We start from the raw sequence: 24,425 nt of genomic DNA on the forward strand, positions 1-24,425 counted from the left end.
ACGTCATGCTGAGACCCGAATCTGCCGCGGACGCGGACTTCCGCGCCGAGGTGCGCGGCTGGCTGGAAGCGCACACGCCCGCCGCGCTTCGTCACAAGACATTTCGCCCGCTGCCGGTCGACGGCATGCCGTGGTACCGCGCCCTGTCACAGCGCGGCTGGATCGCGCCGCACTGGCCGCGCTCGCACGGAGGCATGGGCGCGAGCCCGGTCCGGCAGGTCATCCTGATGGAAGAGATGGCGCGTGCCGGCACGCCCGACATCCCCACGCAGGGGTTGAACCACATCGGTCCGCTGCTCATCGCGCGCGGCACGCCAGCGCAGCAGCAGCGCCACCTGCCGCCCATCCTGGCCGGCGATGCGATCTGGTGCCAGGGCTATTCCGAGCCCGACTCCGGCTCCGACCTCGCGAGCCTGCGTACCCGCGCCGAAGTGCGCGGCGACACGCTGGTCGTCAACGGCCACAAGATCTGGACCACCTGGGGTCACCATGCCGACTGGATGTTCGCGCTGGTGCGCACCTCCGGCGCCGGCAAGCCGCAGCACGGCATCACCTTCGTGCTGATCGACATGGCCACGGCGGGCATCCGCCGCCGGCCGATCCGCACCATCGCCGGCGACGAGGAATTCGCCGAGGTCTTCCTTGACGACGTGCACGTGCCGCTGGAGAACGTGGTCGGCGAGATCGACAGGGGCTGGCAGGTCGCGACCGCCGTGCTGAGCGAGGAGCGCCTGCGCATCGGCTCGCCCGCGCAGGCGCTGCGTGCCCGGGAGCGGCTGCGCATGATGCTGCGTCACGCGCCGGCCCGCAGCGTGCGCGAGAGCGTGCGGGAGGCGGCCGCGCTGGCCGAGGTCGAGGTGGAGACGCTCGTAGCCGCCTACCTCGACGCGGCTGAGGCGGCCGAGGATGCGCCGGCCGGCGCCGTCGACAGCTCCTATCTGAAGCTGCTGGCCACCGAGACCGTGCACCATCTGCTCGACCTGGTGCGCGAGGTGGCCGGCCCGGCCGCCGCGCTGCGCGAACCGGTGCGTGCGGGCGACGACCTGCTGGATACGAGCGAGATGTTCCTGCAGGCGCGCCGCCTGGGCATCTACGGCGGCAGCAGCGAGGTGCAGCGCAACATCATCGCCACGCGGGTGCTCGGACTCCCGGCGGCCGCCGGCAAGCCATGAACGCGGAGCACATCGCGCAGCTGCGCATGATCGGCGAGAGCGCCGCGAGCTTCGCGGCTGCCCACGGCGGCAGCGCCCGCGCGCGCCGGGTGCACGAGGGCGCCTCGGCGTGGGACGCGGCGACGTGGAAGGCGATCGCCGCACTGGGCTGGCCCGGCATCGCCGTGCCCGAGGACAAGGGTGGCCTGGGCCTCGGCGCGCCGGCGCTGGCCGTGGTGGCGGAGCAGGCGGGGCGCGCCTTGATGATGGTACCCCTCAGCATGGGCATCGCGGCCGCCGGTGTGCTCGCTCAAGGTGCGGGTCCGGCCGGCGAGGCGCTGGGCGCGCTGCTGAGCGGCGACGCGCATGTGGTGCTGGCCGACGGTACTGCCGACGATGGCGACGGCGCCGTCTGTGCATCGCTGGTACCCGACGGCGAGGCGGCCTCGGCATGGCTGGTGGCGACCGGAGAGGGAGAGGCCTTCGGTGCGCGGATCGTCCGTTTCGATACCCCGGGCGCCGTGCGCAGCGATTGCGCGGCGGTCGACGGCAGCCGGCTCGCCGATGCCGCCATCGCGCATTCCGCCTGGGCCGGCGCGCCGCGCGTGCTGTCGGGCCTGGCGGGAGAGGCCGCCTGGAAGCGGGCGCGCAACCTGCAGCGGCTCGGCGATGCGGCCTACCTTTGCGGGCTGATGGACGCCGCGCTGCAGCTCGCCCTCGACTACATGCGGCTGCGCCGGCAGTTCGGCGTGCCCATCGGCAGCTTCCAGGCGCTGCAGCATCGCGCCACCGCCTGCCATGTCGACGCGTCGGCCACCCGCGCGCTGGCGCACGAGGCGGCGCGCGCCTTCGGCAGCGCGCGAGAGGCCTGGGCCGCGGCCGCCAGCGTGCATCGTGCAGCCGCGGCGGCGCTGCGCGTCACGAAGGAAGTCGTCCAGTTCCATGGCGCCATCGGCTTCGCCGACGAGTACGACGCAGGCCTCTATCTGCGGCGGGCGATGACGGTCGGCGCGCGGCACGCCGGCGTGCTCGCGAGCCACGTGTCGAAGGAGCGGGACTGAACCGGTCTAGCCCCGCAGCATCGACACCGTCAGCTTCGGCGACAACGCCTCCGGGCTCACCTGCAGCTCGATCAGGGCCGGCTTGCCGGCCGAGCGGGCGCGCTCCAGCGCCGCGGGGAAGTCGCCGGTGCGCGTCACGGTCTCGCCGTGCGCGCCATACGAGCGCGCCAGCGCGGCGAAGTCGGGGTTTCTCAGCGAGGTGCCCCATACGTTGCCCGGATGGTGTCGCTCCTGGTGCATGCGGATGCTGCCGTACATGCCGTTGTTGACGACGATGACGATCACGTTCAGCGCGTACTGCACGGCCGTCGCCAGCTCCTGGCCGTTCATCAGGAAGCAGCCGTCACCCGCGAAGCAGAGCGCGGTGCGCCCGGGGTGCACCAGCTTCGCGGCGATGGCCGCGGGCAGGCCGTAGCCCATGGCGCCGCTGGTCGGCGCGAGCTGGGTGCGCATGCCGCGGTAGCGCCAGAAGCGCTGCACCCACAGGGTGTAGTTGCCTGCGCCGTTGCTGACGATGGTGTCGGCCGGCAGCGTGTCGCGAAGGTGGACCATGATGTGCCCCAGGTCGACGTCGCCTGGCATGCTCGCCGGAGGCTCGATGTGGTCGAGCTGATCGGCGCGCGCGGCGCGCGTCCAGTCGCTCCAACGCGCGGGGCCCGCCGGTCTCAGCGCCCGCGCGGCGCGTGCGAAAGCCGGCATCGAGGCGTTCACCGGCACGTCGGCGTGGTAGACGTGGCCGAGCTCGCCGGGATCGGCGTGCACGTGCACGAGCCGCTGCTTCGGGTGCGGCACCTCGAGCAGCGCATAGCCCTGTGTCGTGGTCTCGCCCAGGCGCGCGCCGACGGCGATGACCAGGTCCGCATCGCGCACGCGCTGCGCGATGCGCGGGTCCATGCCCAGGCCGGCCTCGCCGATGTAGCGGTCGTCGAAGTTGTCGATCAGGTCCTGCCGGCGAAACGCACATGCCACCGGCAGGTCGAAGTTCGATGCGAAGGCGGTGATGTCGGCGCTGGCCTCGCGCGTCCAGCCCCCGCCGCCGAGCACCACCAGCGGCCGCTCGGCGCGCTGCAGCTCGGCCGCCAGCCCGTCCATCGCTTCCTGCGTCGGCGCGGCGCCGCTGCGGCGGTAGCGCGGCGCGTCCGGCACCGCGACGAGGTCAGTCAGCATGTCCTCGGGCAGCGCCAACACCACCGGGCCGGGCCGGCCCGAGGTCGCGACGTGGAAGGCGCGGCTGATGTACTCGGGCAGCCGCCGCGCGTCGTCCACCTGGTCGACCCACTTGGCGATGTGGCCGAACATGTGGCGGTAGTCGATCTCCTGCCAGGCTTCGCGTCCCAACGCGTCGCGGCCCACCTGGCCGATGAAGACGATCAGCGGCGTCGAGTCCTGCCGTGCGGTGTGGACGGCGATGCTCGCGTTGGTGGAGCCCGGCCCGCGCGTGACGAAGCAGATGCCCGGCTCGCCGGTGAGCTTGCCGTGCGCCTCGGCCATGTGCGCGGCGCCGCCTTCCTGGCGGCAGACGATGAGGCGGATGGCTTCGCGCGCGTGGTACAGCGCGTCGATCACGGCCAGGAAGCTTTCGCCCGGCACGCAGTAGGCGGTGTCGATGCCGTGGATGCGCAATGCATCGACCAGGATCTGGCCGCCGGTGCGTTCGGGGAGTGTGGGGGTTGTCATGATGCCTTCAGCAATGGGGCAGGATGGATGAAGGCCGCGCGCTCGCCATCCTGCAGCGGCAGCCGGTCGTCGCGCACCAGCCAGTCGGGGCCGAGCTGCCGCACATCTGCGCAGCCGAGCAGGGCCTGGTCGGTGTCGATCTCGCGCCGCAGCAGCGCCAGCGCATGCGCCGCACCGGCTTCGCCGCCGGCCGCGAGACCGTACATCGCCGGGCGTCCGACGAAGACGGCACGGGCACCCAGCGCCAGCGCCTTGAGCACGTCGGTGCCGCGGCGCACGCCGCCATCGAGCAAGACCGTCAGCTGCGGCGCGGCGGCGACGATGGCCGGCAGCACGTCGAGCGGTGCGACCGCGCCGTCGAGCTGGCGGCCGCCGTGATTCGACACGAAGATGCCGTCGGCGCCGATGCGATGCGCAGCGAGCGCGTCCTCGGGCCGCAGCAGGCCCTTGACCAGCAGCCGGCCCGGCCAGCGCTCGCGGATGCGCGCGACCTCGTCCCAGGTCATGGCGGCGCGGCCCGCGCGGTGGTCGCCCTTGGCGGCGGTGATGATGCGGCCACCCCGCGTCGCGGTGAAATTCTCGAAGCGCGGGACGCCCTGCTTCCACAGCGTGCGTGCGAAAGTCTCGACCATCCAGCGCGGGCGCGCCAGCCCGCCGGCCAGAAGCCTCGGCGTGAAGCGCAATGGAATGCTGAAGCCGTTGCGCAACTCGTTTTCGCGCACCGACGCGATCTGGACGTCGACGGTGATAACGAGCGTGGCAACCCCGGCAGCCTTCAGTCGCGCGAGCAGCGGGTCGATCACCGCATGCTGCGCCGGCAGGTAGGCCTGGTACCAGGTGCCCGGCGCCTCGCGCATCACCCGCTCCAGCGGGACGGTCGACGCGGCGCTGAGCACCGAGGGCACGCCGGCCTTCGCCGCCGCGCGCGCGAGCGCCACGTCGCCGTCGAAGCAGCACAGTCCCGACACGCCCATCGGCGCGACGCCGACCGGCGATGCATGCGTCGTGCCGAAGAGATCGACCGATTGCGTGCGCTTTGACACGTCGACCAGCGGCCGCGTGAGGAAGCGCCAGCGACCGAAGGCGGCTCGGTTCGCGTCGAGCGACGCATGGTCTTCCGATCCGCCGCTGACATAGCCGTGGATGCTGGGCGGCAGGCGTCGGCGCGCGGCGTCGGCGAGCTCGGCGATGGAAAGGGCGCGTTCAGCCCGCATCGCCGCTCAGCTGCCCTTGAAGCTCGGCTTGCGCTTGCCGTGGAAGGCCTCCACGCCCTCGCGGAAGTCGTCGGAGCTGCGCAGGCGGCTGTAGCTGTGGCCTTCGAGTTCGATCGACACGCTGAGCGTCGCGTCCTCCGTGTCGTTCAACAGCTTCTTGGCCGTGCGCTGCGCGAGCGGTGAGAAGGTGCGCAGCTCGTCGACCAGGCGGTCGGTCGCGGCTTCGAGCTCCGCGTCGGCCACGCACTCGGTGGCCACGCCCCATTCGTAGGCCTGCTTGCCGGGGATGCGGCGCGAGCGCATCACGATGTCCTTGGTACGGGTGATGCCGACCATCTTCTGCAGGCGCGCGGAGCCGCCGGAGCCCGGGATCTGGCCGAGCTTCTGCTCGGGCAGGGCGTAGAGGGTGGTCTCGGTCACGATGCGGAAGTCGCAGGCGAGCGAAATCTCGAAGCCGACGCCGAAGCAGTAGCCGCGGTTGGCGGCGATCACCGGCTTGCTGCAGCGCGCCGGTGCGGCGATGTTCCATGCCAGTTTCGACACGTGCTCGGGCGAAGCCTCGAGAAAGCCCTTGATGTCGCCGCCGCTGGAAAAATGCCCGCCCTCGGCGCGCAGCACGATCACGCGCACTGCCGGGTTCTCATCGAGCGACTCGATGACCAGGCGCAGCTGGTCGCGCTGCGGCATCGAGATGATGTTGAAAGGCGGGCGCTGCAGCACGATGTCGGCGCGTTCGCGCGCGGCGTCGATCTCGACGCGGAAGCCGTCGAGCTTCTCGAGCAGGGTATGGGCAGGGTGGGCGAGCTGGGTCATGTCGTTTCCTCGGGGACGAAGGTGGATGAAAGGGGGGGCTCAGGTGCCGAAGGTCGGGCGCTGCAGTCCTTCCCAGCGGCGCACGAGGTCGTGGTGCTCGATGTCGAACAGGTCGAGCACGCGGCCGACCGTGTGGTCGACCATGGCTTCGATGGAGTCCGGCCGCGCGTAGAAGGCGGGCACCGGTGGAAACACGATGCCGCCCATCTCGGTGACGGCCGTCATGTTGCGCAGGTGCGCGAGGTTGAAGGGGGTCTCGCGCGCCATCAGCACGAGGCGGCGGCGTTCCTTCAGGATCACGTCGGCGGCGCGGCTGATCAAGTTGTCGGCCAGGCCGTGCGCCACGCTGGCCAGCGTCTTCATGGAGCAGGGCGCGATCACCATGCCGGCGGTGCGGAACGAGCCACTGGAGACGGCCGCGCCGATGTCCTTCACGTTGTGCACCACGTCGGCCAAGGCCTCGATGTCGGCGCGCTTCATGTCGATTTCCTGCGAGGCGGTCAGCGCGCCCGACGAGGACATCACCAGGTGCGTCTCCCAATCGGGCATGGCGCGCAGCAGCTGCAGCAGGCGCACGCCGTAGATGGTGCCGCTCGCGCCGGTGATGGCGACGATGAGGCGCTTCCTCTGGCTCATCGCACGGCTCCGGCGGCGAAGTCCACGCGCGCGGCCGTGTCGATCACCGCCGCGAGGTCGACCTCGTCCTCGCCCGGCACGCGCACCTTGGTGAAGACATGCTCGTGGTAGACCACCGGCCTAGTGGCGTCCAGCCCCATCTTGGCACTCAGGCCCTGCAGGTGCGGCGGCGGCGCGGTGCCGTCGCCGAAGTCCTGGCCGACGGTGGTCGACGGATCGAGCACCGAGCCCTGGGCGCCTTGGATCACGACCAGGTCGCGGTCGGCCTGGAAGCGCGTCGCCACGGCCCACTCGACCTGCTGCGGCTCGTGCACCTGCACGTCGTCGTCGACCACGATCACCTGCTTGATGTCGTAGTGCGCGCCGAAGGCGGCGCAGATCACGTTCTTCGGCTGGCCCTCGTGCGTCTTGCGAATCTTCACGTACAGGTGGTAGCGGCCGACGCCGCCGATGGCCAGGTGCACGTCGAGCACGTTCGGGAAGCTGCGCTGCAGGTGCGCCAGCAGCGTGGCTTCCCGGGGGATCGATCCGAGCAGCAGGTGCTCCATCTCGGCCGGCACGATGGTGTGGTAGATCGGGTCGCGCCGGTGCGTGATGGCATCGACCTGGATCACCTCGCGGTGCTCGCGCGCGCTGTAGTACTTGGGGAATTCGCCGAAGGGGCCTTCGGGCTCCTTCACGCCCGGCAGGATGCGGCCCTCGATCACGATCTCGCTGTCGGCCGGCACGCGCACTTCGTTGGTCAGGCACTTCGTCACGCGCAGCGGCGCGCCGTGCAGCGCGCCCGCGATCTCCAGTTCGTCGCAGTCGATCGGCGCGATGGCCTGCGAGGCCAGCAGCGTGAGCGGGTCGATGCCGATCACGACCGCGACTTCCAGCGCCGCGTTGCGCGCCTCGGCCGCCTTGTAGAAGGCCCACAGGTGGCGCGGCAGCATCAGGATCGCCATGCGCTCCCTGGAATGCACCTGGATGCGGTTGATCGACACGTTCTGCACGCCGGTCGCCGGGTTGCGGGCGATTACCAGGCCGGCCGTGATGTAGGGGCCGTTGTCGTGCTCGCTGTGCGTGGGCACCGGCAGTACCTCGCGCACGTCGCGGTCGCGATGCACCACCTGCTGGCAGGGGGCCTCACCCTTGGTCACTTCCTGCCAGCGCAGGGGACGCTCCGCCGCGTCGCGGAAGCGCTGCAGCAGTTCGGACTCCGGCACGCCCATGGCCTCGGCGATCCAGGCGCGACGCGACATGAAGCCGGACACCACCGGCACCGCGTGGCCGCCCGGCTTGGGGAAGTAGGCGGCCTGCCGGCCGTCGAGGCGCTTGGCGATGGCGGCCAACGTGTGCTGCAACGGCGTGTCTTCGCGCATGACCGCGACGCGGCCGCTGTCGCTCAGGTGGGCGAGCCAGCGGCGCAGATCGGTGAAGGGCGCGCCCTGTGATGTCGACGTCGAGGAGGTAGTCATGGATATTCTCCGGCCTGGGGAAGGTGTGGCGAGGCGGCGGCGCTCAGGCCGCTGGGGTATCGGGATGGCTGCCGAGCGCTTCGTATTCGCCGGCGACGAGCTTGCGCCGCAGGATCTTTCCGACCGGCGACTTGGGGATCTCCGCGACGAAGACGTATTCGCGCGGACGCTTGAAGTTGGGCAGGTCGGAGCTGCGGCAGTGTGCGTCGAGCGTCTGCGCGTCGAGCCCGGCCTCTTCGCCGCTGCGGGTCACGAAGGCCACCACGCGCTGGCCCCAGCGCTCGTCCGAGAGCCCGGCCACCGCGACTTCGCCAACGCCGGGGCACAGCGAGATGACCGACTCGATGTCTACCGGAGAGATGTTCTCGCCGCCGCTGATGATCATGTCGTCGACGCGGCCGGTGACATAGAGATCGCCGTCGTCGTCGAAGTAGCCGATGTCGCCGGTGTGGTACCAGCCGTTGCGCAGCGCGCGGGCGTTGGCGTCGGGCCGGTTCCAGTAGCCCTCGAAGGCCTCGTCGCCGCGCAGGTCCGCGATGATCTCGCCTTCCTCGTTGGGGCCGACGCGGTCGTCCGCGCCGGTCGCGTCGAGCCGCACGATGCGCAGCCGCGTGTTGAGGCCGGCGCGTCCCGCGCTGCCGGGCTTCTTCACCGCGTCCTGGTCGATCGAGACGGTGTAGATCTCCGACGAGCCGTAGTGGTTGACGAAGAGCTCGGGGCGGAAGGCGCGCGTCAGGCGCTGCAGCAGCGCGTCGTTCATCGGCGCACCGGCGAAGCCCAGCTTGGTGACCGACGCGATGTCCTCGCCCGGCCCGTCGCCGCCGCCGGCGCGCTGCCGTTGCGTCAGCATGTCGTGATAGAGCGTCGGCACGAGGTAGAGGCAGGTGATGCGCTCGCGCGCGATCAGCGCCAGTGCGGCCTGCGTGTCGAAGCGCGGCAGGCAGACGAAGGTGCCGTCCACCAGCGCCATCGCGAGCAGGGAGCGCACGCCCATCGTGTGATAGAGCGGCATCACGCCGAGCGTGCGTTCGCCGCGGCGGTAGAGGTTCTGCGCCACGTGCGCCAGCGCGGCGGCGCGCTCCTGGCGGTGGCGCCTCGGCACACCCTTGGGCTTGCCGGTGGTGCCGGAGGTGTAGAGCATCAAAGACACGTCGTCGGCCTCGGCGGCGGATTCCAGCGCGGCGGCTTCGCCGTCCAGCAGGGCGCTCCAGGTCAGCGTCGCATCGTCGCCTTCCAACGCGCCCACGCCGATGCGCGGCACGGCGCGCGCGCCGCTGCTGTACTGTGTGGCCGCTTCGCTCGCGGCCTCGAAGACAAGGGCCTTGGCGCCCGCGTCGGCCAGGCAGTAGTCGATCTCCTCCGGCTTGGCGCGCCAGTTGAGCGGGACGATCACCACGCCGACGAACTGGCAGGTCCAGTGGAGCGTCGCCGCCTCGTGGCGGTTCTGCAGCACCGAGAGCAGCCGGTCGCCGCGCGACAGGCCGAGCTTGCGCAGGCCGGCGGCGGCGCGCGCCACCTGGTCTCGCCACTGTGCATAGGTCAGGCGAACGCCGTCGTCCACCAGCGCGAGCGCGTGGGGACTGCGCTCCACGCTTTGAAGGAATGTGGTTGCGAGGTCGAGCATCTCAGTTTTCCGCCGGGAGGGGTTGGGCGCCGGCGGCGGTGCGGCGCAGGGCGGCGGTCTCGAGCACCGCCTGGACGATGGGCGTGTAGCCGGTGCAGCGACAGAGGTGGCCGGAGAGCATGTCGCGCACCTCGGCCTCGCTCGGGTCGGGGCGGCGGCGCAGGTAGTCGTCGCAGGACATCAGGATGCCGGCGGTGCAGAAGCCGCACTGCAGCGCATGGTGGCGCTTGAAGGCCTCCTGCAGGTCGGAGAGCGGGCCGTCGGCATCGCACAGGCCTTCGACCGTGGCGACGTGGCGGCCTTCGGCCTGCACCGCGAGCGTCATGCACGAGCGGCCGGCGATGCCGTCGATCTGCACCGTGCAGGCGCCGCACACGCCGTGCTCGCAGCCCACATGCGTGCCGGTGGCGCCCAGTCCCTCGCGCAGGAAGTCCGACAGCAGCATGCGCGGCGTGCAGGGCGCACTGCGCGCGGTGCCGTTGAGTTGCAGCCGCACCGTGTGCAGGCTGTCGCGGCCGATCTGTTTCATGAGCGGTTCTCCGTGACCCGGGCGAGCACCTGTGCGCCGAGCCTGCGCACCAGGTGACGCCGGAAGGTGGCGCTGGCGTGCGCGTCGTCCTGCGCCTCCAGCTCCCAGGCGAAGTCGTTGAGGGCGCTGTCGAGGTCGGCGCCACGCAGGCCGGCGGGCCATTGCGCGAGCCGCGGCCGGTCGGCCACACCGCCCACGGCCAGGCGCAGCCCGCGCCCATCGGTTGTGGCCGCGGCCGACACGATGGCGAAGTCGCCGTGCCGCGCCGAGAACTCGGTGAAGGCGCTGCGCTGGCCGGCAGCGGCCAGCGGGAAGCGCACCTCGGCCAGCAGCTCGTCCGGTGCGCGCGCTGTCATCAGCATGCCCTGGAAGAAATCCGCGGCCGGCAGCGTGCGGCGCTTCGAGGCGCTGCGCAGCACGACTTCGCCGCCGAGCGCCAGCAGCACCAGCGGAATCTCCGCGCTCGGGTCGGCATGCGCGACCGAGCCGCAGATGGTTCCACGGTTGCGGATCTGGAAGTGAGAGATGAAGGGGAGGGCCTGCGCCAGCAGCGGGACCTCCTGCACGAGCGACTGGCGCCACTCGACGCTGCCCTGCGTAGCCGCCGCGCCGACAGCGAGCATGCCGCCGTCCACGCGCACGTAGTCGAGGTCGGCGGTGCGCGAGATGTCGATCAGCGCGCTGGGCTGGGCCAGGCGCATGTTGAGCACGGCCATCAGCGACTGGCCGCCGGCGAGGATGCGCGCATCGGCACCCAGCGCACGCAGCTGCTGCACGGCCTCGTCGGCCGATTCGGCGCGCACGTAGTCGAAGGCCGCGGGCTTCACTTCGTGCCTCCGAGCATGCGCAGCAGGCGACGCCACCACGGATCGGCCACCGCCGCCGCGCCCTGGCCGCCGGCCTGCCGGCCGAGCTGCTCGAACAGCTGCTTGAGCACGATCTTGGCCGCGCCCTCGAGCATGCGCCCGCCGACCGCAGCGACCTTGCCCGAGACCTCGGCCTCGTAGTCGTAGCGCAGCAGCGTGCCGCCCTCCTTGGGCGCGAGCGAAACCAGGCCGCTGCCCTTGGCAGCGCCCATGCTCGACAGGCCCGAGCCGGCGAGCCGCAGGCGCTGAGGCGCCTCGATCTCGCTGAGCGCGATCTCTGCCGCGTAGCGTGCCTTGATCATGCCGACACCTACCGTCACGTCGGCGCGATAGCGGTTCGGCCCGACCGGCTCCAGCGCGTTGCAGCCAGGGATGACGCGGGCCAGCGCGGCCGGGTCGAGCAGCACGGCGAACACCGCTTCGGGCGTGGCGGGCAGCAGGATCTCGCCCCGCGCCGACAGTGCCTTGCCCTTGCTCCCTTTCAGATTCGCCACTGGCTCCGAAGTCGGCATGGCTGCGGCGACGCTGCCTGCGGATGGCGGCGGGTCGTTCATGCCCAGCAGTTGCATCACGCGCGAGGGCGTGAGCGGCAGTACGATGTCGGCGCGGCCGAGCGCATCGGCCACCGCGTTGGCGATGCAGGGCGGCGTGCTCATGTTGTTGCCTTCGCCCAGGCCCTTGGCGCCCAGCGGCGTGAAGGGGCTGGGCGTTTCCAGGTGCAGGATCACGGGGTCGGGCACCTCGCAGGTGGTCGGCACCAGGTAGTCGGCGAAGGTGCCCGACTGGAAGCTGCCGTCGGCGCCGTAGCGAAACTCCTCCATCAGCGCCGCGCCCAGCCCCTGCGCAAAGGCGCCGCGAATCTGGCCATCGGCCAGCGCGGGGTTGAGCAGGGTACCGGCGTCGTGCGTGGTGACGTAACGGTCGATGCGCACGCGGCCGGTGTCGCGGTCGACTTCCACTGCGCAGATGTCGAAGGCGAAGCCGTAGGCGGCCGAGGTGTTGACGCGATCCTCATCGTCGGGCGCCGTGAGTTGCGGCGGGGTCCAGAACGCCGTCTCGCGCAGGCCGGGGTCGGTTCCTGCCGGCAGCAGGCCCGGTGCCCAGTGCGGACTGGCAGCGAAGCGGGCAAAGGGCAAGCTGTGTTCGGGTGCGTGCCTGGCGTAAACCTTGCCCTCGGCGAACACGATGTCCGCCGCCGCACAGCCGAGCGCCGCCGCGGCAATGACGGACAGCTTGTCGCGCAGCCGCACGCATGCGAGGTGCAGGGTGCCGGCCACGGCGCCGGCGAACCGGCTCGAGTAGTTGCCCGCTGCCACCGACCAGGCATCCTTCTGTGTGTCGAACTCGACGTTGACCGACACTTCGGCCGGCTCGACGCCGAACACATCGGCCACCACCTGCGCGCACACCGTGCGATGGCCTTGGCCCGCCGGCGACGAGGCGATCACTGCGGTAAGCCCGCCCAGCGGATCGATGCCCACGGTCGCGGCAGCGATGGCGCCGTTCTTCGGGCCCGCCCTGGCGCGCTGCTCGCGCGGCATCACGGTCGTGATGTAGCCCATGTTCGATACCGAAGGCTCGACGATGGCCGCGAAGCCGATGCCGTAGAGCCTGCCTTCCGCGCGTGCCGCTTCCTGCCGCAGGCGCAGCTCGGCCAGCCCTCCGTCGCGCACTGCCAGGTCGAGGGCAGTCTGGTAGTCGCCGGAGTCGATCAGCGCGCCGGCCGCTGCGCGGTAGGGGAAGGCATCGCGCGTGATGAAGTTGCGGCGATACACGTCGAGCGGGTCGATCCCCAGCTCGACCGCGATGCGCTGCACCAGGCGTTCGAGCGCGAAATACACCTGCGGTCCGCCAAAGCCGCGCACCAGGCCGGTGGGTGTCTTGTTGGTGAGCACCACCCTGTTGCGTACGCGCAGGTTCTCGATGGCATAGGCGCCGGTGAGGCAGCCGTGCATGCGATAGAAGGTCGCCGGCTCCGGCGCGCGCAGGTAGCCGCCGCAGTCGTCGAACTGGTCGAGCGACAGCGCCGTGATGCGCCCGTCGGCTTCCACCGCGGCCTCGGCATGGCACAGCCGGCCCGTGGCCGAGGTGGCCGCGCTCAGGTGCTCGAGCCGGTCTTCGACCCATTTCACCGGGGCGCCGGCCTTGCGTGCGGCCAGGCACATCAGCACGGCCGGTGCCATCACCGCCTGCTTGACGCCGAAGCTGCCGCCCGAATCGGCGAAGGTACGGTGCCGCAGCCGGTTGCCGGGCACCTTGAGCGCCATCGCCATCACGGTATGCAGCGAGAAGGGGCCCATGAAGTTGGACTGGATGTCGTAGCCGTCCTGCTCCGACATGAACTCGGCGATGACCACCGCGGTCTCTATCGGCGTGCAGGAGTTTCGCGGGTAGTGCACGCTGAGCGCCACGCGGTGCGGCGCGGCGGCAAAGGCCGCGTCCGGGTCGCCGTAGCAGAAAGAACGGTCGCTCACCACGTTGCTGCCCACGCGCTCGTGCAGCACCGGTGCGCCAGCGGCGGCGGCCGACTCGATGTCGACGACGGCGGGAAGCTGTTCGTAGTCGGCCTCCAGCAACTCCAGCGCGTCCTCGGCGAGGTAGCGGCTCTCGGCCACCACCACCGCGACCGGCTCGCCGGCATAGCGCACCTTGTCCACGGCCAGCGCCCACAGTTCCATCGGCTGCTTGACGCCGACGATGAAGGGCTTGGACCAGCGCTGCACGTCCGCGCCCGTGAGCACCGCGCGCACGCCGGGCATGGCTTCGGCTCGCGCAGTGCGCACGGCCAGCAGGCGCGCGTGTCCATGCGGCGAACGCAGCACGGCCGCGTGCAGCGTGTCGCTGCGCACGGGCGCGTCGTCGCCATAGCGGCCGCGGCCGGTGAGAAGCGCGCGGTCTTCCACGCGCTCGGCCGGGCGGCCGAGATGGGGACGCGCGGGCGCGTCGGCGAGGGCAGGTACGCTCATCAGCACAGGGTTCACTCCGCCTTGATGCCGGCCTTCTGGACCACCGGCGCCCACTTCGCGTCCTGCGCCTGGAAGAACTTCTCGAAGTCGCCCACCGAGCCGCCCAGCACCTCGACGCCCTGCGCCGCGAAGATGGCCTTCACGTCGTCCGACTTCAGCGCCTTCTGCAGTTCCGCGTTGAGCTTTTCGAGGACCGGCTTCGGCGTGCCCCTGGGCGCAGCCAGGCCGTACCACACCGCGACCTCGAAACCGGGATAGCCCTGCTCGGCCACCGTGGGGACATCGGGCACCGCCGCCAGGCGCTTCGGGGTCGTCACGGCCAGCGCGCGCATCTTGCCGGCCTTCACGTGGGGCAGGGCATTGGGCAGGTTGTCGAACATGACGTCGACCTGGCCTCCAAGCAGGTCGGTCACCATCGGCGCGCTGCCCTTGTACGGAATCTGGTTCATGTCCGTGCCCGTCACGCTCTTGAAGTACTCCATCGCGAGATGCAGCGAGGTGCCGTTGCCGGCCGAGGCATAGTTCAGCTTGCCGGGGTTGGCCTTGGCGTTGGCGATCAGGTCGGCCATCGACTTGACGGGCGAATCGGCGCGCACCAGCAGCAGGTTGGGCGTCTGCCCGCCGAGGATGACCGGCACGAAGTCCTTCTTGGTGTCGTAGGGCAGCCTGGTGTAGACGTACTGGTTGACCACCAGCGGGAAGCCGACCACCACCAGGGTGTAGCCATCGGGCGCAGCCTTGGCGCCGGCGTCGGTGCCGAGCACGGTGCCCGCGCCCGGCTTGTTCTCGACCACTGCCGGCTGGCCCAGGCCGTCCTGGAGCTTGCGCGCGAAGACGCGCGCCATCGTGTCGTTGAAGCCGCCCGGCGTGTACGGCACGATGATGCGGATCGGCTTGTCCGGGTAGTTGCCTGGCTGGGCCTGGACGGCGGGCAGCGCGAGCGCCATGGCGATGGCCGCGAGGCCATGGAGGAAGGTCTTCTTGTGCATGGTGTCTGCGTTCCTGTGGATCGGGTGCGTGGTGTTGCGGCTCAGGCCGTGCCGACCTGCTGGTAGATGTGCTTGATTTCCTGGAAGTCGATCAGCGCGTCGTAGCCGTGCAGGCGACCCAGGCCGCTGCGGCGGTAGCCGCCGGTCTCCGCCTCGGCGAAGAGCTTGTTGTGGTCGTTGATCCACACGGTGCCGTTGCGAAGCGCACGCGCCACGCGCATGGCCCGTGCGCCGTCGCGCGTCCACACGCTGGCGGACAGGCCGAATTCCGAATGATTGGCGCGCGCCACCGCCTCGGCCTCGTCCTCGAAACGCTCGAGCACCAGCAGCGGGCCGAAGATCTCCTCCTGCACGAAGAAGGCGCCTGTGTCGCGGTGCGCGACCAGCGTGGGCGTGAGGAAGGCGCCGCCCGCCAGCGCGCCGGTGCCGCGGCCGCCGCGCAGCAGCACCTCGTCGGCCGCCGCCATGGCCTCGTCGATGCGCTGGCCGACGCTGCGGGCGGAGGCGTCGTCGATCATCGGGCCGATGTGCGCGCCCTCGGTCATGCCGGGAGCGACCTTGAGCGACTGCAGCGCGGCCGTCAGCGCGAGCTTCATCGCGTCGTAGTGCCTCGCATGCACCAGCACCCGGCGTGCGGCGGTGCACTGCTGGCCGCTGATGATGGTGGCGGCGGCCGCGAGCGCCGGCGCCACGGCCTGGACGTCGGCATCATCGAACACCAGGCAGGCCGACTTGCCCCCGAGTTCGAGCGACAGCTTCTTCATCGTCGGCGCGGCCGCGGCCATGATGCGCTGGCCGGTCGCGTTGGAGCCGGTGAAGCTGATGACGTCGACTTCGGCCGACTCGACCAGGCGCGCGGCGACCTCGTGGCCGTCCTCGCTCACGAGGTTGACGACACCGGGGGGCAGTGCTTCGACGGCATGCAGCTCGGCAACGAGCGCGGCCGTGACGAGCGCAGTCTGCGGCGCCGGCTTGATGACCGTGGTGCAGCCGGCGGCGAGCGCGGGCGTGAGCGAGCGGATCAGCAGCACGGCCGGCGCGTTCCACGGCACGATGATGCCGGCCACCCCGGCGGGCTCTTTCAGCAGCGTGGAGAAGGCACCGGGCTCCACCTCGAAAACATGGCCCGGCATATAGCGCGCGAGGCCCGCGTAGTAGCGGATCTCGGAAACGGCCGCACCGATTTCCCCGCGCGATTGCGCAATGACTTTGCCGTTCTCCAGCGTGAGCAGGCGTGCCAGTTCTTCCGCCCGGGCTTCGAGCCGGTCGGCCCAGCGCAGCATGACCATCTGGCGCAGGCGCGGGTTCTGTGCCCAGCCCGGCTGGTCGAAGGCGCGGCGCGCTGCAGCGATGGCGGCGTCGGCATCCGCTCGGCCGGAGGCGGCGTAGCGGCCGAGCTCGGTGCCGTCTGCCGGGTTGCGGCGCGTGCCCCAGGCGCCGGATTGCGCGGGCTGCCACTCGCCGTGGATGAGGTTGAGGGCTTGTAGGTCGTTCATAAATGTGGCTGAGGTGGGCGCGTCATTCGGCGGTGATGCGGCCGTCCTGCACTACCTTCTTCCACAGCGCCATCTGCGAGTCGATGAAGCGCTTGAACGCCGCCGGCGTGCCGCCGTCGGGCACCACGCCTTGCTGCGCGAAGACCTTCTTGACGTCCTCCATCGCGAAGATCGTGTTCAGCTCGCGGTTGAGCTTGTCGATCACCGGCTGCGGCGTGCCGGCCGGCACCACGAAGCCATGCCACGAGGTCACTTCGTAGCCCGGCAGGCCCGCTTCGGCTGCCGTGGGCAGCTCTGGCATCAGCGGCGATCGCTTGGTGCTTGCGATGGCCAACGGACGCACCTTGCCGGATTGGATGAAGGGGAGCGCGTGCGGCAAGAGGTCGACGGCCAGGTCGACCTGCCCACCGGCCAGATCGGTCAGCAGCGGCGTGCTGCCCTTGTAGGGAACCTGCGTCATGCGCGTGCCGGAGACGCTCTCGAACAATGCCATCGCGAGATGGTTGGAAGAGCCGGCGCCGGAGGAGCCGTAATTGAGCGCGCCCGGCTTCGCCTTGGCCGCGGCGAGCACGTCGCCCAGCGTTCGCAACGGGCCGGCGGCATGCGACACGATGAGCATCGGCGAGCGGCCTGCCAGCACCACCGGCGCGAAGGCCTTGGCGCTGTCGTAGGGCAGCGACTTGTAGAGCCACGGGTTGGCCGCGAACGGGAACTGCACCACCAGCAGCGTGTAGCCGTCGGCCGGTGCGGTGGCCGCGGCCTGCGTCCCGATCACCGTGCCGCCGCCCGGCTTGTTGTCGACGATCACGGGCTGCTTCCATGCGACCGACAGCTTGTTCGCGACCAGCCGGCCGAGCGTGTCGTTGAAGCCGCCTGTCGGGTAGGGCACGACGATGCGGATCGGCTTGGAGGGGTAGCTCTCCTGCGCCCGTGCCGGACCGGCGACGAAGGCGAGCGCGACAGCGGTGCCGGCGGCGGCCGCCAGGAGCGCTCGGCGGCGCTGGAATGTCTGCATGGGTGTTGTCTCCGGAAGTTGTTGTGGGGCGATGCGAATGCGGGATGTGTCAGACGTATGCCGGGCCTTCGATGGCGGGGTGCGCGTCGAGAAAGGCTTCGTCGACTTCGACGCCGATGCCGGGCGCATCGGATGGACGCACGCAGCCGTCGGCGCCGATCGCGAAGGGCGTGGCGACCAGCGCGTCGCGAAACAGGTTGCCGCGTGATACGTCGGCCTCGAAGTAGCCGTTGCCCTCGATGGCCGCGAGCACGTGCAGCGTCGCGGCCATGTTGATGCCCGTCATCGACGAGTGCGGATGGATCGGCAGCTTGTGCGCCGAGGCCAGCGCCGCGATGCGCATCGTCTCGCTGATGCCGCCGGTCTTCGACAGGTCGGGCTGCAGGATCGACACCACGCGGTCATCGACCAGGCGGTTGAACTCGAAGCGCGTGTAGTGGTTCTCGCCGGCGGCGAAGGGCACGCGGCCATAGGCGCGCGCCAGCTCGTAGCTGCGGTAGTCGTGTGCGGGAAAGGGTTCTTCGAGCCAGCCCACGTTCAGCGCGTCCAGCTGCGGCATGGCGCGCCGGGCATCGGCCAGGGTGTAGGCGGCGTTCACGTCCGTCAGGATCTCGATGCCTTCGCCGAAGGCCTTGCGCACCGCGGCGACGCGCGCCACGTCGCGCTCGACCGTGTCGCCCAGCCGCAGCTTCACCGCCTTGTAGCCGGCTTGCACGTGGGCCGAAGCTTCGTCAACCAGTGCCGACGGGTCCTGCCAGCCCAGCGCCACGCCGCCCGCATAGGCGGGGATCGGCTTCGATGCACCGCCCAGCAGCTTGTAGAGCGGCCAGCCTGCGGCCTTGGCTCGGATGTCCCACAACGCCATGTCGATGCCGCTCATGGCGATGGCGCAGCCGGCGCCGATGCCGTGGCTCGCCAGCTGGCGCGAATAGATGCGCTGCCACACGCCGTGGACGTCGGTCGCGTCCATGCCGAGGACCATTGGCCGCAGCGCATGGGTGACGAAGTGCGCGATGCTCGAATGCGCGCGGCCGTGGTGCGACTCGCCCCATCCCACCAGCCCACCCTCGGTCGTCACCTTGACGATCACCGCGTCGCGCTTGAGCGTGCGGCCTACACCCAGGCGCACGCTGTGCTCGGTCGGAACTGGAAAGGACGTGGCCCAGGCCTGGATGTCGGCGATGGCGCAGCCGCTCGCGGCAGGCGTTGCAGCAGCCGCCGCGTTCGGCACGGACGATGAGGGCATATGTGACTTGTCTCCGGCAAGCGGCGCAGTGGTGGCCGTCTGGGAGAAAGTCTAGAAATCGCCTTGCATCAGGTCAATTAATATTAAATGATGTGGTCAATCACTTAGACTGATGCATCCTCACGGGATGTCCAATGGAATTTCGTCAGATCCAGTATTTCGTCTGCCTCTACGAAGAAGGCTCGGTGACGCGCGCGGCGCGGCGGCTCAACATCGTCCAACCAGCGCTCAGCATGCAGATCGCCAAGCTCGAGGAAGAGATCGGGCAGCAGCTGTTCGTGCGAACGCCGCAGGGCATGCAGCCGACCGGTGACGGGCGGCGCATGTACCGCCTGTTCCTGCCCGTGCTGGGGGATTTTTCACGGGCGCGCGAGCAGGTCATGCAGACCAGCGCTGAGTTGAGCGGCCAAGTGCGCGTGGGCATGATCGCGACCATCGCGCAGGGTGTGCTGGTCGATGCCCTGCTCGAGTTCTCGGCACTGCATCCCAAAGTGGAGCTTTCACTGACCGACGGCTTCAGCGGCACATTGACCGATGCGGTGTCGGTCGGTCAACTCGACGCGGCGATCATCAACAAGCCGCGGCGATCGCTGGCGCTCAACTCCGAGCTGATCGCCGAAGAAGATCTGCTGCTCGTCACCGGGCCGCTGCACGCGGCCTTGCCCGACACGGTCGTCTTCAGTGAACTGGCGCATCTCAAACTCGTGTTGCCCACTCGTCAGCATGGCCTGCGCGGCATCATCGAAAGCATTGGTCAAGCCGAAGATGTGGTGTTGGCCCCGAGCGTCGAGATCGACTCGATCAGCGCCATCCTCAACCTGGTGCACCAGAGCGATTTCTGCACGGTGCTCCCGCGCGTGGCCGTTCGGAAGCCACTTGAGCATGCGTCATTGCGTGGCCATGCGTTGACTGCTCCGCGGCTCGCGCGCCAGATCGTCTGTGTGACGCATCCAAGGCGCCCGTTGGGTCCAGCGGCATCGGCCTTCGTTGCAGTCCTCGTCAAGCACGTCCGAGGGTTGGGACACCAGTGCGACTAACTGCGCTCTGCCGCGTTGCAGGCTCGTCGCGATTGATGCTGATTCAAACTTGACGCCCCTGATGAGCGACCCTCGATCAGAAGGCAGTCAAGGGGGTGTCGAGCCGACGCTTACTTTACAGCTTCGACCATGCGCGCAAGATCGGTCGAGCCCAGCGCCACCTGAGCCACCGACGCTCCAGGTTTCGCGCACGCGGCCAGCACTTGCCCCCAAATCGGCCGCGCGTGGCGCCGCCGGCTCACGCGCTTGGAGTCTTCCATGGTGTTCACCTAAATCGTTTTGGACACCATCGTCATGGACACAAGCCCGCAACTCAAGACGGGATCACCGCGCGTACCGACGATCCTGTCCCCCCGCTGCCTGCTCCGGCGTGGAGGGTGGCCTTACGAGCTGTCGCCAGACCGAGTCGTCCTTGCTTTCATCTGAGAGCTACTCGTCGCCGGTTTCGACACCGTTCACAAGGGACATCCAACTGGAGTTCCCGAGCTGCTGATGGACGGCGACTTCGATGGTGTCCAGGATTCGGTAGAAGGTCTTCAACTCTGATTCGGTCAGAGCTGCAGTGATTCTCTTCTCGACAAGGTTGGACAGTTTCTCGATATCAGCATTGACTTTCGCCCCCTTCGCAGTGACACGCACCAGGGCACGGCGCCCGTCCATCTGGTCGGGAATGCGCTCGATCAGTCCTTGCTCTGTCAGATAGCCGATGTTTCGTGCAACCTTTGGTGAGTCCGAGGACGTGCGTTCGATTAACTCCCCCGGGGAAAGAGGCTGGTAACAAGCGATGACAGATAGCACTTTCATCGCTGCCGGGTTCAGCCGATATTTCGAGCGCGCCATGGAAACGACCAGCGCGCTCCAACGATCAGAGATCCGGTTCAGCCTGTAGTTGATTCGCCTGTCAAGAGGGGTTGTCGCCATGCCCGTCATTGTAGGCCTCAAAACTTGACTTATCGGCATAATAGCTGCAAAGTGCAGATATCACGCAGATAAGGAGACGATTCTTGGAACACGATGTGGTGATCATCGGAGGCGGTGCCTCCGGGCTGACTGCAGCCCAGATGCTGGCCGGCGAGAGCCTGCGGGTAGCCTTGGTGTCTGAGGGGTCGCTTGTCGGCGATCTTCCAAACTTGGAGTGGCTGAATGACTTCCCACGCGATGGACACAGGGTGCAGGGTTCTGAGTTCGCTGCGCGCTTGATCGATGATGCCCAGGCTGCAGGGGTTCGATTCATCGAGGGGAGGGTTCAGGAACTCGAAAGCTATTCGAGCTCCCATGCTGCGGTTCTCACCAATGGTCGCGCGCTCACCGCCACCTTCATGGTGCTCGCTCCGGGGCGAAAGAGGCGACAGATCGAAGCCATGTCGCTGGACCAATTCAAGGGAAGAGGCCTGATCGACTGCGCAGCCTGCGAGGCGGTCTTCTACAGGGGTCAGTCGGTGGTCGTTTGTGGCGGAGGGCAAGGTGCAGTTGTGGACGCATTGCATCTGGCGCGTTTCGCCGCCGCCGTCACTTTGGTTGAGCAGGGAGCGCAACTGAACTGTGGCGCGGATCTGGAAGCGCTATTGAAGTCCTCGCCCAACATTCGCGTGCTCAGGGACACCCTGCTTACCGGCGCATCGGGGTCGAGCGGCCTCGAACTCATACAGCTGCGGGATTCATCTGGCTCGGCGAGGTCATTGGCAGCCCAGGGACTGGTGGTTCAGGTCGGCCGCACTCCAGCGACGGATTTCCTGATCAATACGGTTGGCCTTGATGCGCGCGGCTACATCGAGGTAGACGAACGCATGCAGACAGATGTGCCGAACGTGTTCGCGATAGGCGACGCGCGATGCGGGGCTCGATTCACGGTTTCGAACGCGGAAGCCGATGCCAGAACAGTCGCCAATGCGATTCGAGCGTCCCATTTGACCGACGCATAGATTGCTCAAGAGCCGAGAACGTCGATAACGCCTGAGGAGACAAGCTTGAAACTTACCCGTCGAACACTGCTGGGTGCCGGTGCGGCGCTTGTCGCTACACGCGGTTGGGCTTCTGATTTTCCAATTGCGGGCCGTCCGCTTCGAATCATAGTGCCTGCGGCCCCCGGTGGGCCGGCGGACCTTATGGCGCGGGCCCTGAGTCCAACGCTGACCTCACATCTAGGCGGGGCGCCTGTTGTGGTCGAGAGCAAGCCCGGGGGGGCGACCGTCCTTGGAGCCGGCATCGTGGCCAAGGCCCCACCAGACGGCCACACGCTGCTCTTGACGATCAGCAGCACGCACACTCAGGTTCCGCACCTACTGGCAAAGTTGCCCTACGACCCGCTCAAGGACTTCACGCCGATCACGCAGCTCTTTCGTAGTGGTGTAGTCGTATGCGCTCAGCCGTCGCTCAAGGCGAAGGATCTGAGGGAACTTGTCGAACTTTCCAAGTCGGAAGGGCAGATTTCAGCGGCATCCGCTGGCATCGGAACGAGCGGGCATCTCTACATCGAGATGCTGAACCGGTTATACGGCGCTCGGCTGAATCACATTCCGTACAAGGGCGCCTCAGAAGGTCAGCGCGATCTTCAAGGCGGCATCGTTCAGGTCTATTTCGATTCGGTGTCTTCGGCGATTCCACACGTCAAGGCAGGGCGCGTGAAAGCGCTGGCGATTACGGGATCGACGCGAATTGAAGCGCTGCCTGAGGTACCTCATTGCGTCGAGCTCGGCCTCGGCGCGCTCAATATCTCAGGTTGGTTTGGCGTCTTCGGGCCTGCCGGCATGGATCGGTCGACCGTCGCTGCGCTCAATAAGGCGCTGGTGGCTGCTGTCAGGTCGCCGGAAGTTCAAAGGCAGTTCGTGCCGCTCGGGGTGGAAATCACGGGCACCAGTCCCAAGGAATTCGCGGCGGTCATTCAACAGGACTACGCCGTCTGGGGCAAGGTCATCAAGGATGCGGGAATCCGCATCGAATGAGACCCAGCATCACCAAAGGATCCGTATGGAGCAAGTCGTTGTTGATCGTTCAATGAACTACGAAGTTCTCAGTCCTGCAGGAGAGCCCAATCACCGTACCGTCGCCGCGCCGCAAACAAGGTTGAGCGACTTGAACGGCAAAGTCGTCTTCTGCATCAGTCAGGTCATCGGAGGAGCCGATTCGTTCATGAAATGGATGGCCGAGTATCTCCCTGCGGTGGCTCCTGGTGTGACTGGCGTGTTCGTCCGCCGCCAAAGTACCTATATGTCAGACGAGCCCGAGCTCTGGGCGCGTGTTGAGTCCGAAGCCGATGCGGTGATCTACGGTTGCGGCGCCTGCGGATCTTGTTCGATGTGGGGAACACACTGGTCCGTGGAACTGGAGAAACGCGGCATCCCCTGCGTGTATGTAGTTGACGAGCCGTTCCGGTCGGACGTTGAACTTACGTGTGCGAAGGAGGGCATGCCGGCGTTGAGGCGGGTGCATGTGCCGCATCCATGCGACATGATCGATGAGCCTGTCATGAGGAAAATCGCTTCGGAATTAGTGGCTGGCCTCACGAGACCGCTTTCGCCCTTGGAAATCGCAGCGGGCTCGCGGACCGAGCACCGGGAAGAACGCATTGCGTTTCGCGGCACCTTGGAAGAGGTTAACCGGTTCTTCACGCGTCGTGACTGGACTGACGGCCTGCCGATCATTCCGCCTACCGAAGCCGCGGTCAATCGCATGCTCAAGGGCACATCCAAGTCTCCGGAGGAGATTGTGGTCGAACGGTTCCACCCCGAAGGCTATCGGGTCACCGTGGAGAAAGTGGCAGTTGTTGGCGCGATGGCCAACTGCAGCCCACAGCAAATGCCGGTTCTTCTTTCGATCGTTGAAGCGGTCAGCGCTCCGGCATTTGCGTCGTGCGTGCGATCGACGACCTCGTTCTCGTTGGCAACTCTCGTCGGCGGGCCGATCGCGGCAGAGCTTGGGATGAACGTCGGAGCCAATGCTTTGGGTGCCGGAACAGGCAACGCCGTCAATGCATGCATGGGCCGCTTCCTGCGCCTGGCCTTGATCTGCTTAGGGGGCTCCAAAACGGGCGTGAGCGATCTGAGCAGCATCGGAAACCCCACGAAGTACAGCTTGGCTTTCAGCGAAAACGTAAAGGAAAGTCCTTGGCCGTCGTGGCATGAGTCCCATGGCTATTCGGCCGATGAAGATGTGGTGACCGTTATGTACGGCGGTTGGAACTTCCTGTCGCCCTTCGCTCGCTTCATGTCGGACGTGAAGTTGGGACTGGACTCGATGGCGCGGGGGCTGGCCCAGTTTGAGATGCCGCGTGGAGCGTTGCTACTTCTCGATCCCATCGTGGCCGACAAGCTCGCGAACGCCGGCTATACAAAGGATGACGTATCCGAGTATTTATGGAGGCGCGCAACCCGAACAGCGCGAGACTTTAGAAGCGACTACTTCTACACCGCGTTCATGGAGCAAGGTATCAAAGGACAGGGCGCTTCGTACCAAACGAAGCGCTGGCCAGAGTCCTACCTGACTGCGCCGGACGACCTGGAGATTCAGGTCTACCCGAAGGATTCGATCAAAATCGTTGTAGTCGGCGGCCGGACCAACCCAATGTCACAGGCGTGGCAGTTCTACAACCCCTCGTCGGTGTGCATAGATAAGTGGAAGTAGCGAGATGTGGGTGCTGTGCTCTGAA

Annotated in this window: 21 protein-coding genes; 6 read left to right on the forward strand and 15 right to left on the reverse strand. The window is 68.2% G+C overall.

The annotated features are described in order from the left end of the window. The first annotated feature begins 5 nt into the window (after positions 1 to 5). Positions 6 to 1,172 (forward strand): acyl-CoA dehydrogenase family protein, encoded by a 1,167-nt coding sequence (locus ACSQ86_RS34205; RefSeq protein WP_436310651.1) that lies wholly within the window; start codon positions 6 to 8, stop codon positions 1,170 to 1,172. Then, positions 1,169 to 2,212 carry an acyl-CoA dehydrogenase family protein gene (locus ACSQ86_RS34210; protein ID WP_436310652.1) on the forward strand — a complete coding sequence of 348 codons (1,044 nt, stop codon included), beginning with the start codon at positions 1,169 to 1,171 and terminating at the stop codon, positions 2,210 to 2,212. Before ACSQ86_RS34205 ends, ACSQ86_RS34210 begins: the two co-directional genes overlap by 4 nt. A 6-nt stretch (positions 2,213 to 2,218) precedes the next feature. On the opposite strand, the gene ACSQ86_RS34215 is transcribed toward ACSQ86_RS34210, so the two are convergent. From ACSQ86_RS34215 to ACSQ86_RS34275, 13 genes are read right to left on the reverse strand one after another with little or no spacing between them, the layout of a single operon-like run. Then, positions 2,219 to 3,889, reverse strand: a complete 1,671-nt coding sequence (locus ACSQ86_RS34215; RefSeq protein WP_436310653.1) for a thiamine pyrophosphate-binding protein — start codon at positions 3,887 to 3,889, stop codon at positions 2,219 to 2,221. Continuing rightward, positions 3,886 to 5,103, reverse strand: coding sequence for an alpha-hydroxy acid oxidase (locus ACSQ86_RS34220; protein WP_436310654.1), 1,218 nt, complete (start codon positions 5,101 to 5,103; stop codon positions 3,886 to 3,888). Before ACSQ86_RS34220 ends, ACSQ86_RS34215 begins: the two co-directional genes overlap by 4 nt. Positions 5,104 to 5,109: 6 nt before the next feature. Further along, positions 5,110 to 5,916: an enoyl-CoA hydratase/isomerase family protein gene (locus ACSQ86_RS34225; protein WP_436310655.1), complete on the reverse strand. Its 807-nt coding sequence runs from the start codon at positions 5,914 to 5,916 to the stop codon at positions 5,110 to 5,112. Between the two features lie 39 nt (positions 5,917 to 5,955). Next, complete coding sequence (locus ACSQ86_RS34230; RefSeq protein WP_436310656.1) at positions 5,956 to 6,552, reverse strand: UbiX family flavin prenyltransferase; 597 nt, start codon at positions 6,550 to 6,552, stop codon at positions 5,956 to 5,958. Next, positions 6,549 to 8,012, reverse strand: a complete 1,464-nt coding sequence (locus ACSQ86_RS34235) for a UbiD family decarboxylase (RefSeq protein ID WP_436310657.1) — start codon at positions 8,010 to 8,012, stop codon at positions 6,549 to 6,551. Before ACSQ86_RS34235 ends, ACSQ86_RS34230 begins: the two co-directional genes overlap by 4 nt. 43 nt (positions 8,013 to 8,055) lie before the next feature. Beyond that, entirely contained in the window at positions 8,056 to 9,636 is a 1,581-nt protein-coding gene (locus tag ACSQ86_RS34240; RefSeq protein ID WP_436310658.1) for an AMP-binding protein, read from the reverse strand. A gap of 1 nt (position 9,637) precedes the next feature. Beyond that, positions 9,638 to 10,165: a (2Fe-2S)-binding protein gene (locus ACSQ86_RS34245; RefSeq protein ID WP_436310659.1), complete on the reverse strand. Its 528-nt coding sequence runs from the start codon at positions 10,163 to 10,165 to the stop codon at positions 9,638 to 9,640. Next, positions 10,162 to 10,992, reverse strand: a complete 831-nt coding sequence (locus ACSQ86_RS34250) for an FAD binding domain-containing protein (protein WP_436310660.1) — start codon at positions 10,990 to 10,992, stop codon at positions 10,162 to 10,164. The genes ACSQ86_RS34245 and ACSQ86_RS34250 overlap by 4 nt, the downstream gene beginning before the upstream one ends. Beyond that, positions 10,989 to 13,997 carry a xanthine dehydrogenase family protein molybdopterin-binding subunit gene (locus ACSQ86_RS34255; RefSeq protein WP_436310661.1) on the reverse strand — a complete coding sequence of 1,003 codons (3,009 nt, stop codon included), beginning with the start codon at positions 13,995 to 13,997 and terminating at the stop codon, positions 10,989 to 10,991. The genes ACSQ86_RS34250 and ACSQ86_RS34255 overlap by 4 nt, the downstream gene beginning before the upstream one ends. Before the next feature lie 11 nt (positions 13,998 to 14,008). Beyond that, a complete protein-coding gene (locus ACSQ86_RS34260; RefSeq protein WP_436310662.1) occupies positions 14,009 to 14,986 on the reverse strand; it encodes a Bug family tripartite tricarboxylate transporter substrate binding protein in 978 nt (325 codons plus the stop codon). 41 nt (positions 14,987 to 15,027) lie between these two features. Next, positions 15,028 to 16,482 (reverse strand): aldehyde dehydrogenase family protein, encoded by a 1,455-nt coding sequence (locus ACSQ86_RS34265; protein ID WP_436310663.1) that lies wholly within the window; start codon positions 16,480 to 16,482, stop codon positions 15,028 to 15,030. Between the two features lie 22 nt (positions 16,483 to 16,504). Further along, entirely contained in the window at positions 16,505 to 17,497 is a 993-nt protein-coding gene (locus ACSQ86_RS34270; RefSeq protein WP_436310664.1) for a tripartite tricarboxylate transporter substrate binding protein, read from the reverse strand. Between the two features lie 49 nt (positions 17,498 to 17,546). After that, the gene (locus ACSQ86_RS34275) at positions 17,547 to 18,743 is read right to left on the reverse strand and encodes a mandelate racemase/muconate lactonizing enzyme family protein (RefSeq protein ID WP_436310665.1); all 1,197 of its coding nucleotides are present in this window, start codon (positions 18,741 to 18,743) and stop codon (positions 17,547 to 17,549) included. Positions 18,744 to 18,877: 134 nt separating this feature from the next. Here ACSQ86_RS34275 and ACSQ86_RS34280 point away from each other — a divergent pair, with 134 nt between their 5' ends. Next, complete coding sequence (locus ACSQ86_RS34280) at positions 18,878 to 19,780, forward strand: LysR family transcriptional regulator (protein ID WP_436310666.1); 903 nt, start codon at positions 18,878 to 18,880, stop codon at positions 19,778 to 19,780. A 110-nt stretch (positions 19,781 to 19,890) separates the two neighbouring features. Here the strand turns inward: ACSQ86_RS34280 and ACSQ86_RS34285 are convergent, their stop codons facing one another. Together ACSQ86_RS34285 and ACSQ86_RS34290 are read right to left on the reverse strand one after the other, a co-directional pair. Then, a complete protein-coding gene (locus ACSQ86_RS34285; RefSeq protein WP_436310667.1) occupies positions 19,891 to 20,040 on the reverse strand; it encodes a hypothetical protein in 150 nt (49 codons plus the stop codon). A 169-nt stretch (positions 20,041 to 20,209) separates the two neighbouring features. Next, on the reverse strand, positions 20,210 to 20,701 hold the full coding sequence (locus ACSQ86_RS34290; RefSeq protein ID WP_436306777.1) for a MarR family winged helix-turn-helix transcriptional regulator: 492 nt from the start codon (positions 20,699 to 20,701) through the stop codon (positions 20,210 to 20,212). A gap of 83 nt (positions 20,702 to 20,784) precedes the next feature. Here ACSQ86_RS34290 and ACSQ86_RS34295 point away from each other — a divergent pair, with 83 nt between their 5' ends. From ACSQ86_RS34295 to ACSQ86_RS34305, 3 genes are all read left to right on the forward strand, one after another. Then, positions 20,785 to 21,702, forward strand: coding sequence for an NAD(P)/FAD-dependent oxidoreductase (locus tag ACSQ86_RS34295; protein WP_436310668.1), 918 nt, complete (start codon positions 20,785 to 20,787; stop codon positions 21,700 to 21,702). A 183-nt stretch (positions 21,703 to 21,885) separates the two neighbouring features. Beyond that, a complete protein-coding gene (locus tag ACSQ86_RS34300; RefSeq protein ID WP_436310894.1) occupies positions 21,886 to 22,722 on the forward strand; it encodes a Bug family tripartite tricarboxylate transporter substrate binding protein in 837 nt (278 codons plus the stop codon). Positions 22,723 to 22,747: 25 nt separating this feature from the next. Beyond that, the gene (locus tag ACSQ86_RS34305) at positions 22,748 to 24,400 is read left to right on the forward strand and encodes a UGSC family (seleno)protein (protein WP_436310669.1); all 1,653 of its coding nucleotides are present in this window, start codon (positions 22,748 to 22,750) and stop codon (positions 24,398 to 24,400) included. The last annotated feature ends 25 nt before the right edge of the window (positions 24,401 to 24,425 follow it).

The organism is Variovorax sp. LjRoot130 (genome assembly GCF_964253755.1).
Lineage (GTDB): Bacteria > Pseudomonadota > Gammaproteobacteria > Burkholderiales > Burkholderiaceae_C > Variovorax.